The 12,285-nt window shown below is 68.2% G+C and carries 13 protein-coding genes and 2 pseudogenes; 7 read left to right on the top strand and 8 right to left on the bottom strand.

The annotated features are described in order from the left end of the window. The first annotated feature begins 243 nt into the window (after nucleotides 1-243). Nucleotides 244-1,383: a sensor histidine kinase gene (locus tag LUX31_RS31035; protein ID WP_235478614.1), complete on the top strand. Its 1,140-nt coding sequence runs from the start codon at nucleotides 244-246 to the stop codon at nucleotides 1,381-1,383. A 21-nt stretch (nucleotides 1,384-1,404) separates the two neighbouring features. Here LUX31_RS31035 and LUX31_RS31030 read toward each other — a convergent pair whose 3' ends face one another. Further along, entirely contained in the window at nucleotides 1,405-2,010 is a 606-nt protein-coding gene (locus tag LUX31_RS31030; protein WP_235478613.1) for a response regulator transcription factor, read from the bottom strand. Nucleotides 2,011-2,345: 335 nt separating this feature from the next. Here LUX31_RS31030 and LUX31_RS31025 point away from each other — a divergent pair. Both LUX31_RS31025 and LUX31_RS31020 read left to right on the top strand, forming a co-directional pair. Continuing rightward, a pseudogene (locus LUX31_RS31025) lies at nucleotides 2,346-2,495 on the top strand (cyclase); the annotation flags it as partial. Between the two features lie 78 nt (nucleotides 2,496-2,573). Then, entirely contained in the window at nucleotides 2,574-2,825 is a 252-nt protein-coding gene (locus tag LUX31_RS31020; protein ID WP_235478612.1) for a hypothetical protein, read from the top strand. Here LUX31_RS31020 and LUX31_RS31015 read toward each other — a convergent pair. Then, a complete protein-coding gene (locus LUX31_RS31015; RefSeq protein WP_235478611.1) occupies nucleotides 2,803-3,468 on the bottom strand; it encodes a class I SAM-dependent methyltransferase in 666 nt (221 codons plus the stop codon). The genes LUX31_RS31020 and LUX31_RS31015 overlap by 23 nt on opposite strands. A gap of 102 nt (nucleotides 3,469-3,570) precedes the next feature. Here LUX31_RS31015 and LUX31_RS31010 point away from each other — a divergent pair, with 102 nt between their 5' ends. Further along, nucleotides 3,571-3,906 (top strand): ArsR/SmtB family transcription factor, encoded by a 336-nt coding sequence (locus LUX31_RS31010; protein ID WP_235478610.1) that lies wholly within the window; start codon nucleotides 3,571-3,573, stop codon nucleotides 3,904-3,906. Further along, nucleotides 3,906-4,613, top strand: coding sequence for a cation transporter (locus tag LUX31_RS31005; RefSeq protein WP_235478609.1), 708 nt, complete (start codon nucleotides 3,906-3,908; stop codon nucleotides 4,611-4,613). The genes LUX31_RS31010 and LUX31_RS31005 overlap by 1 nt, the downstream gene beginning before the upstream one ends. Nucleotides 4,614-4,657: 44 nt before the next feature. Here the strand turns inward: LUX31_RS31005 and LUX31_RS31000 are convergent, their stop codons facing one another. Next, a complete protein-coding gene (locus LUX31_RS31000) occupies nucleotides 4,658-5,410 on the bottom strand; it encodes a DUF2182 domain-containing protein (protein WP_235478608.1) in 753 nt (250 codons plus the stop codon). Nucleotides 5,411-5,677: 267 nt separating this feature from the next. Between LUX31_RS31000 and LUX31_RS30995 the strand changes: the two genes are divergently transcribed. Then, nucleotides 5,678-6,331, top strand: a complete 654-nt coding sequence (locus tag LUX31_RS30995) for a DUF1326 domain-containing protein (RefSeq protein WP_235478607.1) — start codon at nucleotides 5,678-5,680, stop codon at nucleotides 6,329-6,331. 406 nt (nucleotides 6,332-6,737) lie between these two features. Here the strand turns inward: LUX31_RS30995 and ltrA are convergent, their stop codons facing one another. Beyond that, entirely contained in the window at nucleotides 6,738-8,048 is a 1,311-nt protein-coding gene (ltrA, locus tag LUX31_RS30990; RefSeq protein WP_235478606.1) for a group II intron reverse transcriptase/maturase, read from the bottom strand. A gap of 535 nt (nucleotides 8,049-8,583) precedes the next feature. Between ltrA and LUX31_RS30985 the strand changes: the two genes are divergently transcribed. Next, nucleotides 8,584-8,910: a zinc ribbon domain-containing protein YjdM gene (locus LUX31_RS30985; RefSeq protein ID WP_235480122.1), complete on the top strand. Its 327-nt coding sequence runs from the start codon at nucleotides 8,584-8,586 to the stop codon at nucleotides 8,908-8,910. Nucleotides 8,911-9,089: 179 nt separating this feature from the next. On the opposite strand, the pseudogene LUX31_RS30980 reads toward LUX31_RS30985, so the two are convergent. From LUX31_RS30980 to LUX31_RS30965, 4 genes and pseudogenes are all read right to left on the bottom strand, one after another. After that, nucleotides 9,090-9,272 (bottom strand): annotated as a pseudogene (locus LUX31_RS30980) (DUF2637 domain-containing protein); the annotation flags it as partial. Between the two features lie 166 nt (nucleotides 9,273-9,438). Then, on the bottom strand, nucleotides 9,439-9,960 hold the full coding sequence (locus tag LUX31_RS30975) for a DUF2637 domain-containing protein (RefSeq protein ID WP_235478605.1): 522 nt from the start codon (nucleotides 9,958-9,960) through the stop codon (nucleotides 9,439-9,441). Between the two features lie 374 nt (nucleotides 9,961-10,334). Continuing rightward, complete coding sequence (locus LUX31_RS30970; protein ID WP_235478604.1) at nucleotides 10,335-11,303, bottom strand: hypothetical protein; 969 nt, start codon at nucleotides 11,301-11,303, stop codon at nucleotides 10,335-10,337. Nucleotides 11,304-11,384: 81 nt separating this feature from the next. Next, nucleotides 11,385-12,248: an RICIN domain-containing protein gene (locus LUX31_RS30965; protein WP_235478603.1), complete on the bottom strand. Its 864-nt coding sequence runs from the start codon at nucleotides 12,246-12,248 to the stop codon at nucleotides 11,385-11,387. Between the last annotated feature and the right edge of the window lie 37 nt (nucleotides 12,249-12,285).

Genomic DNA, 12,285 nt, shown 5'->3' with positions numbered 1-12,285 from the left:
GAGTGCTACGCCTGTAGAGTCCCGTCCCCTCTCGTGACGCGGAAGTGAGATTTTCACGAGTCACCTGTGGAGCATCCGTGCACGGCCTGCCTCCTGATTCGCCGGTGCCCTGTGTCTTCGCCATGACAACATTGGCCTGCTGCGGGAGGGTGCGATGTGGCGGTCGGGGGAGATGTGGTCCAGAAGACTATTGGGGTCAGGTTCAGGCACGCGCGCGTGGGCGTGAACACCAGGGCATCGGAAGTGGACAGAGAGCAACTGGCCCAGCGCCTGTGCCTGGTGGCACTCGCCGCGGCCACAGGAGTCGTCTTCCTGCGCGTGACACGGGAACTGCACGGCAAGCAAGCTGAACTCGGCGTGCTCGCCGCCAGCTGGCTGCTGGCCGGACTGCTCTTAGCCACTCTGCTCGGGCAACACACGGGGAAACGTTCCCGCAACCATAGATCAGCCCTGCTCGCGGGCCAGATCTTCCTCACCTATGTGCCCCTGCTGATCTTCGACGAGGTCTGGCTCAGCATGCTCGGACTGCTCGCCGGTGTCGTGCTCGTGGCGCTGCCGCGGCCCGGCGGACTGATGGGTGCGGCTCTCATCACCGCGACCGGCCCCCTGACAATCTTCGCCCTGCCGGTCAGCAACCACACGGCATTCGAATGCGGCGCCCGAACCGTCGTGGTCGGGCTGGTGGTGTACGGAATCGTGCGGCTGTCCTCGGTCGCGGCACAGGCACACGTCCTCCGCGGACAGTCCGCCCGGCTCGCCGTGCACCGTGAACGGATACGGATGGCCCGGGACCTGCATGATCTGCTCGGATCGACGCTCTCGGCCATCACGATCAGGAGCGAGGCCGCAGCACTCAGCCCGGGCGACCCGGTCGCGAACCGCAGGGAGTTCCTCCAGATCGCCGAACTGGCCCGACAGTCCCTGAACGAAGTACGCAGCATGGTGCGCGACCAGGTTTCCCTCTCCCTGTCCCACGAGCTGGAAGCCGCTCGTATGGCGCTGGATGCGGCGGCGGTCCAGGTGCGGATCAGCCGGGAAGGGCCGAACCTGCCGACGGCGGCGGAGAACTGCCTGGGCACGGTCCTGCGCGAGGCCGTAACGAACGTACTGCGGCACAGCCAGGCACGGACGTGTTCCATCGCGGTCCGGTGCGTGGACGGCACAGCCGAACTCTCCGTCGAGAACGACCGTGCGGACGTCCGCGACCGATCGTACGGCGGTGGCGGCCTGGAGAATCTGGCCACCCGTGTCACGGCGATGGGCGGAACGCTGCACTCCTCGGGATACGCCCCGGACGGTTTCCGACTGGTCGCCGTGCTGCCGCTCGCGGCAGCGACTCACCGAGGCCCGGAGGCATTCGAGCCGGTCCCTGCCGCACCCTGAACAGAGTTGTCACGACAAGCGTCAGATCCAGCCGTTCCGTTCGGCGATGCGTACGGCGTCCACCATCGTCCGGGCGCTCAGCTTGCTCATCACATCCGACAGACGGTTGCGCACCGTGCCCACGCTGAGCGACAACAGGACAGCGATCTCGCGGGCGTCCAGCCCGTCGGCTGTCGCCCGCAGGATCTCCGCTTCCCGTTCGGTCAGCGGGCACTCCCCCAGTGCCCAGAAGTCGTCCGCGAGTTCGGCGTCGATCGCACGACCGCCGGCGGCGACCGTGCGCACACCCTCCAGGAGCCGTTCGGGGGTGGTGGTCTTCAACAGGAACCCGGGGATGCCCTCGTCCAGTGCCCGACGCAGATAGCCCGGCCGGTCCATGCCTGTCAGCAACAGCGGTCGGCAGGCGGGAACATGCTCGCGCAGCAGGGCAGCGGCTGCGAGACCGTCGAGTCCCGGCATGCCTATGTCGAGCACGGCGACGTCCGGGGTGTACCGCAGCGCCGCGGGCAGGACCGCGTCCCCGGTGCTCACCTGTGCGACGACATCGACGTCGAAGGCGTCGCCGAGCAGGGCAACCAGCCCGGCCCGCACGACGTGGAGGTCCTCCGCCACCAATACCTTGATCATGTTCGCAGCATGAGGCAACGTGCGGCCGGCGTACAAGGCCACCGCAGCGCCAGTCGAGGACGGCCCGGAGTGTGCGGCCACCAGCTGATCGCGTCGGGGCGAGGATTGCCACGCACTTCACATGACAAGTCCTTGGAAACGCTTCGAGGCCACGGCTCCTCCCGTCCCTTCTCCCGTTCTCCCGTCGAGGTTCCAAGACGGTCGACTCTCGATCCGCCCACGTGACTTTGCCAGTCGGCCGCGCTGCTCCAGATTTAACTCCGGGTGGCTCGGGTGGCTCTCCTCGGGCCGGTCGAAGTTCATCGACGTGTAGGTGACCCTTCAACCGGGAGCGCCCCCGGGTCCAGGCTCGGTTCGAGTACGACCCGGGCACCGTCAGGGAGGCGTTCGGCGGGCCGAAGGGATTCGCCCAGGCGGCAGCGATCGAACGGTTCGTACGCAATGACCTTGAGCAGTTCAAGGAGTTGGCGGAACAGGAACGGTGAGCCACGCGAAGATTCCTACCGGAGGCGGTGAGGTCTGCCCTGAAAGGCAGCCGGTGCCCAAGCGATCGCGGGCGCGCGATGGTGCTGCTCGGCGCGTACCGCTTGCACCGCGTCACCAACGACCGGCCAGCCGGCAGCCGCCCGGGCCACGTCCGCGACGCCGTCGTGGGAACCGCCACGCACTTCTACGCCGGTACGCACTCCCCGCTGTACTGGACACGTGAGTTCCGCCGCTCGCTCCCGATGCTCCTGGACGCCCTGCGCACCGCTGACGACGACCGTCCCGGCGCCGACCGGCCGGCTGGGGTCACCGCGGCAGGGTCTGCGTGACACGCCACAGCCGACGGGGGAGGTCACCTTCTTCGAACGCGTGTACCTCGTCCAGGCTCCAGCCGTCGGCGAGGCTGTCAACCAGATCGCGGGGGAAGAAGTGCACGGCGAACCCGCCGTGTTCGTAGATGTCGTCGCCGTGAGAGGTGCCAGCAGCGTAGTGGGCGTCGCCGGTGTGGCGGACGGTGTAGACGAGGACCCCGCCCGGCCGCAGGACACGGCGGATCTCGGCGACCGCCGTGTGGATCTCCTTGGTGGACAGGGCCATGCACAGCAGCATGTGCGCGAAGACCGCGTCCACCGAATCGTCCGGCAGGGGCAGGGGCTCACGCACGTCGTGCACCACGGTGGAGACCCGCCCAGCGACGCCCTGGTCCCGGGCGGAGCCGCGCAGCTGCTCCAGGCCGGCCGGGCTGAAGTCGGTGGCCTGGACGGTGAAGCCCTCGCGTGCGAAGTACAGGGCGTCGCGGCCGTGTCCGGCACCCAGCTCCAGTACATCGGTCGCCCCGGCCAGGCGGAAGACGGCGGCGGCGTGGACCGCGGGAGCGGAGGGCTGCTCGCCGTACATGCCAGGGTGGGCGGCGTACGTCTGCTGCCAGTGCGCCCGCTGGGCCTCGCCCAACTCCTGCCCGTCGTCTGCCACGGCTGTCTACCTCCCGATTCTCTGCGCAGTCAGCCTAGACGCCGCCGCCAAGCGGGATAGTTCATAGTTTCCTGAATTCAGGATGTCATGTACTTTCATTATGTGCTGACTGTTGCCTCCGACATCGAGGTGCTGGCCCGCTTCGGCCGCGCGCTCGCCGACCCGATCCGCTGCCGACTGCTGCTCGCGCTGCGCGAGGGCCCGGCCCACCCTTCCGATCTCGCCGACGCCCTCGGTATCTCCCGCACGAGGCTGTCGAACCACCTGGCGTGCCTGCGGGACTGCGGTCTGGTCGTCGCCGTGCCTGTCGGTCGCCGCACCCGCTACGAGCTGGCCGATGAACGCCTCGGGCACGCGTTGGACGACCTGCGCAACGCCGTGGTGGCGGTCGAGGCGGACCGGACCTGCCCGGACGCGGAGACGGAGGGCTGCTGCTGATGGCATCCATATCCCTCGGGCCGTCCCCGACCCGCCGTGACGCGCTGGCCAAGCGGATACGGCTGCTGGTCGCCGCCACCATCACCTACAACGTCATCGAGGCGATCGTCGCGATCACCGCGGGAGCGATCGCCTCCTCCACCGCGCTGATCGGCTTCGGCCTCGACTCGGTCGTCGAGGTCTCCTCCGCCGCCGCGGTCGCCTGGCAGTTCTCCGCTCGTGAGCACGCGGTGCGCGAGGAGCGGGAGAAGACGACACTGCGGATCATCTCGGTGTCGTTCTTCGCGCTCGCCGCGTACATCACCGTCGACGCGGTCCACGCCCTGACCGGCACTGGCGAGGCCGACCGTTCCCGCCCGGGCATCGTGATCGCCGCCCTGTCCTTGGCCGTCATGCCGTTCCTGTCCGCTGCCCAGCGCAAGGCCGGACGTGAACTGGGTTCCGCCAGCGCGGTCGCGGACTCCAGGCAGACCCTGCTGTGCACCTACCTCTCCGCCGTCCTGCTCGTCGGCCTGGTCGCCAACGCCACCCTCGGCTGGTCCTGGGCCGACCCGATCGCGGCTCTCGTCATCGCCACCATCGCGGTCAAGGAGGGCCTCGACGCCTGGCAGGGCAAGGGGTGCTGCGTGACCCCGGCCTCCTCGGTCCCGGTTCCGGGCCAGGAAGCGGACGCGTGCGGTTGCGGCTCGGGATGCGACTGCTGCTGAACCGTACGTGGTCGACCGCTGCGGCTGATCAACCCTTCAGTCACCTACGTCATCGGCTGCATCGACGGCGCCGAATGTTCCAGCCCTGGCAGAAGCCAGCTCTGGAACGGGGCCAGCGCGGCCAGGACCAGGAACACGACACCGACCGCCGTACTGAAAACCGGTCCCAGCCGCCACAGCTTCTCGATGAAGATGACGACGGCGAGTCCGGCCATCGCCGCGATGTTCATCGTGCCCAGCGGTACGAGGACGATCATGAGTCCCCAGCAGCAGCCCACGCAGTAGAGCCCGTGGTGGGCCCCGACCCACAGATCGCGGGCGTGCGACCGGTAGCCGGCGTAGCGCACGAGCTGGCCCATGGGGCTTCGGCAGTGGCGCAGGCACACGTTCTTCAGCGGACTGAGCTGATGAAGCCCGGCGAGCAGAAAGGCTCCGGCGCCGATCCACCGCCCGGTGTCGGGGTGGCTGTCGACCAGGTTGCCGGTCACCGTGAGGATCCCGTACACCACGAGTCCGAATGCGGTCCAGGCGATCAGGTATCCGCCCACGAACTGCGCGGTCCGCGCTGCCCGGACCGCGCCGGACGACTGACGGCCGATGGCCCGGACCCAGGTGATGGCCACCGGCGACACAGACGGGAACATCATGGCGGCCATCATGATCACCCAGAACAGCAGGAACAGCGGCAGGCCGAGGCCCATCGTCCCCGGCCCCATCTCCGTGTCGTCGGCCTGCCCGACCACCAGGAGCCACGCGAGCAGGGCGAGCAGCAGCATGAGGGGCCAGGCGACGGTCATCTCCCGAGCAGGGAGGAGATTGCCCGGCCGCAGGGGCGCGGAGAGGGATGCCCGGTTACGGAACACGCTTCCAGGTCACCACAGAAGGCGGCCGCCTGCGAGGCATCTGGCTCCGTCCCGGACGTCTTGGCTCTCCTGCGGTACAGGGAGGAGGATGGAGGTGATGGCCCGTGTCACCGAGTGGATGCGGTGTCCCGCGGCGGCGTGTTCCCCGCGAGATTGCCGACCACCTGATTCACCCGGTGTGGGCCGCGAGGAGGCGAGGACATGGCGGAGACCGCGAAGCCTGTTCCGAGGTGGCATGCGTCGGGGGACTGGTTCGACACCTGTAAGTGCAATGTGCCGTGCCCGTGCTCGTTCGCACAGCCGCCCACCTACGGTGACTGCGAGGGAGTCCTGGCCTGGCATGTGCGCGAGGGGCGCTACGGCGATGTGCCGCTGGACGGCCTCAACGTGCTGATGCTCGGCTCGTTCGTCGGCAACGTGTGGGCCGAGCACTCCGATGCGTACGGGGCCGTCTTCCTTGACGAGAGGGCCGACGATGCGCAGCGCGAGGCACTGCAGATGATCTTCGGTGGTCAGGCCGGCAGCTGGCCTGCCGAAATGATCAGCATGTTCGGAGCCGAGATGCGTGGCATGGACTTCGCCCCCATCGAGGTGCAGGTCGACGAGGACCTCGGCGGTTGGAAGGCCACTGTTCCGGGCCGGGTCGAGGCGAGTGCGATGGCCCTCACCGGACCGACGACCCCCGAGGGGGCGCGTGTGCAGTCCACCAACCTGCCGGGCTCGGAGACCGGTCCGGGGCAGGTCGCGACCTGGGGCCGCGCGACCGCGGACCGCGCCGACGCCTTCGGCTTCCGCTGGAGCCGGGAGGGCCGGTCCAGCAAGCACATCACCTTCGACTGGTCAGGTCCGACCTGACGCCTGCCGGCGAGGTTGTGCCAGACGCGCCAGAGATTGGCGATCTGGACCAGGTCGTCGGCGTGGGCTGCGGAGAACAGGCGCATGGCGAACTCGTCGAGGATGAGCACATCTGGCCGTGCTAGGGGCCCAGACCGGCTACCGCGTCCACAGCACCACGGGCGCTCAGCGGCGCGGACGCCCTTGTGGTCGACGGAGGCCCCGTTTCGCGTGGGTACCCTTCTGGCGGCGGACCTTCCGGTTCAGGACGTACCCGGAGCGGCCACCCGCGGTCCTTCGCGTTCCGTCGGTACGGAGGCCGGCGCCGGATTCGCCGGCGGGGTCGGGTGGCCGGGAGGAATCGCACTCCCGGCTCCCACAGATCCGTACGTGAGCCTCTCGGCTCATACGGCTCCTGCCACCCTCATCACCAGACTGCTGGAAGGGTGTTGACCCACCGCCAGTGGGCGTAGAACCGCGGGCGCAGTCGAGTCACCCTCAGCCACGCCTTTTGGGCGGCTTTCCGTCCCCGCAGCCGCTTGTACTTCTTGCGGACCCATCGCATCAGGTAGGCATTGATGCGTGCCAGGAGTGGAGTCAGTGCTGACCGGTAGAACCGGCCGTAGTACGTCATCCAGCCCGCCACGATCGGGTTGATCCACGCGGCGATCTCCTGCTCTGTGAGGCTTACCTGCTTGTGGAGCCGCCAGCGGCGAACCTCACCGCTGATCCTCTTCAGGGCTTCCTTGCCGATCGCGGGGAGGAAGGCCAGGAAGAGCCGGCCATCCTCGCTGTTCCGCGCACTGCGCGGGCGGAACGTGTACCCAAGGAAGGTGAACGAGGTATGCGCGTAAGTGCCGCGCCTCCTCGCGTTCTTGCAGTACACGATCTTGGTCTTGTCGGGGTGCAGCCGCAGCCCGACTTCCTCCATCCTGTTCCCGATCGCATCCAGGACCTCTCGGGCCCGGACTTCGGAGACGCAGTGCACGACTGCGTCGTCTGCGTAGCGCTCGAACTGGACGGTCGGGTACTTCCTGGCCATCCAGGCGTCGAACGCGTAGTGCATGAACAGGTTCGCAAGCACTGGCGAGACCGCTGAGCCCTGTGGGGTTCCACGATCACGATCCTGCAAGGTGCCATCGGGGAGCTGTACCGGCGCTTGGAGCCACCGTTTGACGTACAGAACCACCCAGACGGCGTCGGTGTGCGCTTGCACGGCCTTGACGATGAGGTCCCACGGAACGCTGTCGAAGAACTTCTGGATGTCCATATCGATCACCCAGCCTGTTTTCCGGCAACGTTCCCGACAGATCTCCACCGCATCCAGAGCCGACCGCCCGGGGCGGTAACCATAGGAATCCGGGTGGAAAACTGGCTCCACCCTGACACCGAGATGATTTGCCACCACTGTTTGCGCGACCCTGTCAGCAACGGTAGGAATTCCCAGAACTCTTGTACCGCTGCCGTGCCGCTTTCCAATTTCCACCGCACGCACCGGTGGCGGAAAGTAGGTCCCCGATGACATTCGGTTCCAGATCTTGTAAAGGTTGCCCTTGAGATCCGTCTCGAAGTCGACGATGGACTGCCCATCCACGCCCGGCGCTCCCTGATTCCTCTTCACTTGCTGGTAAGCCTCCCAGACCTCCCGCTTCGAAATATCAAACGGCTTGTCCGGCAATCTCAACGTATCCATCCAGTTCCTCCCGGATGTTCCGGTTGACCAAACGAACAACGCCACGGATAGCCCGGCCCCTTGGCTCCACCCCCGTTACAGGGGCTTCGTCGCTACTACGAGCCGGTCCGCCGACGTGCCCCGCCACGGTACTCAGGTCCCCAACCGGCTTGGCCGCTCAGGGCACTCCCTCTCGCCACCCGGAGGCGGACGGTTTCGGAGCACGCCTTCTCACGTTTCACGTGGAAGCAGCAGATCAGGTTCGCGTCGCCTCCATGCCGGACACCACCTGGCCAATAGACGGGCACCCGCCAGGCTCATCCCGGAATCAATCACACACCCCGGTTTTGATGTCAACTAGTTCCTTACGACACGTCCGCAGCGATTCACTTGCGCTCGCCTCCCTGATCCCCACCTGACGCCTCGAAGGCGCCTTTTCCTCGATCGCTCACCACGACGGTCTTCAGCCAACGCAGCACGAGGCGGTTTGGAGCCTCCCCCCGCAGGGCGACTCCGAAGGGCCAAATCCTTCATCTTCCACGCAACATCGCGTCAAAGAAATTCTGCCTACATGAACTTCTCCTTCGCGTTCGTGACACACGTGATCGAGAATCTTCCCCTGTGTCCGAAGGCCTCGTGTGAGTACACCTACGAGATGAATGCCCTGGTGGTGTGCCCGGAGTGCGGCCACGAGCGGGTGCCTGCCGAGGGCGGCACGGATTCCGGCACCCCCGCGGAGCGGGTCGTCAGGGACGCCGTCGGCAATGTGCTGCAGGACGGCGAGTCCGTGGTCGTGGTGAAGGCGCTCAAGGTCAAGGGCAGTCCCTCGGGGATCAAGGCGGGCACGAAGGTGCGCAACATCCGGCTGGTCGACGGTGCAGCAACAACTCCACCGACAGCAGCAGCGCGACCGGAGGCCATCCGGTGACCAGCACCGGCTTCCACTCCAAAGCCGGCGCCGACGCGATGTTCGCCGCCGGCGAGACCGCGATCCCCAGCGGAAACGCCGACCACCGCGCCTCGCGCCCGGCGTGTGTGAGGCGCCGTGGGCTTCAGCAGGCCGATCGTGGCCAGGAGCAAGAGCCCGTCCACGGACAGCGGCCACAACGAAGCGCTGACCGTGTCGGCTCCGCCCTGCAGCGCGAGCTCCCGCTGGTGAACGTGCGAGGCATACGCGGCGACTCCGGGAACGACGAGAGCACACAGAAGCCGGATCCACGCGTCCAGGCCGAAACCCCGGCTCTCGGCCGCCTCCTCCCGAGGCTCGCCGACATCACTTGTCGAACCCATCACCCGGCACGCTGAGCCAGTGCACAACGCGTGCACACTTCCGCAGGAACTCCCGGGAACTCGCAGCTAGAAGCGGCAAGCGCCCGGACCCGAGAAGAGGCCCGACCGGGCCATAAGACCAGGTCAGAGCCCCGAAGGCAGACGAGTCGGGCCTTACGCCGGAGACTCAATCGCGAGTGCTTCCGTTACTACGCGCGCGCACCGCCGCTACCAACTGCCGTGACCGACTCGCGCCGATGCGCAACTCCTTCCGCAACGTCTCAGCCGACACCGGCCGTTGATACAACTCCCAATGCCGGGCATCCACCTGCCGGGCACGCCCCACCAGCGGATCACCCGCACCGCCGCCCTCGTCCATGAACTCGTCTCCAGCAGCGGTCCCGGCACGATCGGGAGACCGGTGGGCAAGAAGCTCCACGGCGAGCAGCAGTGCCACGGGAGGCCATCCCGCCACCAGAACCGGCTTCCACGCCAACGCGGGCGCCGCGGCCACGTTGGCCGCCAAAGAAACGGCGATCCCAAGCAGAAACGCCAACCGCACCACATACCGCGTGCGGCGGTCACCCTCACTGGGCTGTTTCAGCACACCGACCGTCGCCAACAGCAGCAAACCGTCGACCGACAACGGCCACAGCGTCGCACTGGTCCGGTCCGCCCCACCCTGCAGAGCGAACTCATGCTGATGCACGTACGAGGCATACGCCGCGACCCCGGCAACCACCAAGGCCCCCACACGCCGAACCCACACCTCCAGATCGGCCCCCGACCCCACGACAGGCCGCCTCACCGCCCCGCCCTCCCCCGCGCCGTAGGACAAAAGCTCCCCTCGACAACGAGCTTCCCCGACAAAACCCCAGCTGGAGACGGCCATCCTTCTGCGGAGCGCCCCGCCGGGGGCGCACACACCCTCTCCCCCGCGGAAACGCGTGAGGGGTTCTGCTGTCCGGATGCGCATCGCTGCGAGGGCAGGCGCCTTGGCTGTCCTGCAGCTCCTCGTCCAGCGCAGATCGGTGACCTCACGGGCGCCGCTCGGCAATTCGGCTCTTGCCCGCCGAGGTCACCTCACACGGTGAACCTGACGGCTTCGAGCCACAGGTCGTTGCTGAGGGTTCCGCCGAAGATCAGGTTCTCCCCGCCGGGTTCGTCGCAGCCCATGTTGTGCCAGCCCTCGTTGTGGACGTGCGAGGTCTGGCAGATGACGCTGTTGCTGTTGTCGACGCTGATGGCGAAGCCCAGCATGTCCGGGGCGCTGTTCCTGGCGCTGCCGATGTAGAGGTCGATGCCGTCGACCGCGCCCTTCCACGGCGCGTTGTAGTGGCCCTTGCCGTCGGTCGAGTCCGGGTTGTGGACGAAGGCGGTGGCAGCCGTGCCGTTGGTGCCGGACACCGCGATGTTGAGCGCCTTGACCGGCCTCTCCTGGCCCACCGTGCCGGCGGTGGCGCCGTCGCACACCGCGGCCTGCCAGCCCAGGTTCTCCACATAGACCCGGTAGCAGACGTGCCGGCCCGGATCCCGGGTGGCCAGCGCCTGTACGGCGGTCGCCGCGGTCTTCACCTGCGGCTTGGTCACCTGTTTCTCTGTGCCGCCCCCGGATCCCGCACCGGCGGCCGGCGCCGACGTGACCGGTGCGGCGGACGGGGTCTCCGGTATGACGGCGGCCGGAGGGGGCTGAACCACTGCCGTGGGGGTGGGGGTGGGGGTGGGGGTGGACTTGGTCCGGGTGGGCGTGGGTGTGGGCGAAGGGGTGGGAGTGGGGGTGGGTGAGCCCGGGATGGCCTCGGCTGCTGTCACCTTGTCGCTGTCCCCCGAGGTGAGCGCGTCACCGCCGATGAGCGGAATGCCGAGGGCGAGGACGACGACCGCGCCCCCGCCCCAGCCCAGACTGATCCAGACCCGCCGCCCGGGGACGAGACCGCGGGGCGAGCGGGCGGGCTTGCGGGCGAACGCCTCCGAGAAGCCCTTCGGCTGCTTGTCCGGCTGCTTGTCCGGCTGCTTCGGGGATTTTGAGGGCTTCGGTGACTGCGTGGGCATCGGGATTGCTCCGGGGAGTCGTGGCATGTGAGTCGGGTATCGCCTTCGGTACGTCGCCAACGCCTTGCGGGCGGGGTGGGTTCAGGGCACCGTCCACTTCTGGGCCGCGTTGCCCGAGCACCAGGCGATCTGGAGCGGGGAGCCGTTGGCCGTGCTGGCGTTGGCGACGTCCAGGCACTTGTCGGCGGCGACGTTGACGATGTCGTAGGCGCCGCTGACCCGCCACTGGGTGACCGTGGTCGAGTCGCAGGCGGCCATGACGACCCGGGTGCCGTCGTTGGTGGAGCGGCCGGCGAGGGACAGACAGCGGTCGCCCTGCTGGAGGGTGCCGTTGGCGGCGAACTTCCACTTCTGGTCCGAGCCGCCGTCGCAGCCGTACAACTTGAGGGCGCTGCCGACGAGTTGGACGCACTTGCCGACGAACCCGTCGTAGTGGCCCGAGATCTGGCCGACGGGGCGGGAGAAGTCCTGGGAGGGAGTCGATGCGGCGGTGGCCTTGGGCTGGGCGGCGGCGGTCTTCTTGGCGGCGGGTGCCTTGGGCTTCGCGGTGGCTGTGACGGTGACGACCGTGCCCGGGTTGGCCGGGGCCTGGGGCGCGGCCGGGTTCGCGGCCTTCTGCGGGGTCTTCGCCGGCGTCCTGGCGGGGGGCGCCGACTTCGGGGACAGCGTGGGGGTGGGCGTGGGGGTGGGGGTGGGCGACGGGGTGGGCGGCGCGACCCGGACGCTGCTCGCGGCGGGCACCTCGTCGTCGTCCGAGGCGAAGACTCCGCTACTGGCCAGGGAGATGCCGAGGGCGCAGACGCCGGCCAGGGCGCCGCCCCAGCCGAGACCGGCCCAGACCCGGCGCCCGGGGACAAGACCGCGGGGCGAGCGGGCGGGCTTGCGGGCGAAGGTCTCAGAGAAGCGCTGCGGATGTTTCGAGGGCTCCGGGGGCTTCGAGGGCATGGGGGCTGCTCCGGGGAGTCGGGAGTGGGGGGCCGTA

The sequence above is a fragment of the Streptomyces sp. GQFP genome, assembly GCF_021545335.1.
GTDB lineage: Bacteria > Actinomycetota > Actinomycetes > Streptomycetales > Streptomycetaceae > Streptomyces.
Note: the sequence above shows the minus strand (reverse complement) of the source record. Positions and strands in the feature narration are given on the sequence as shown.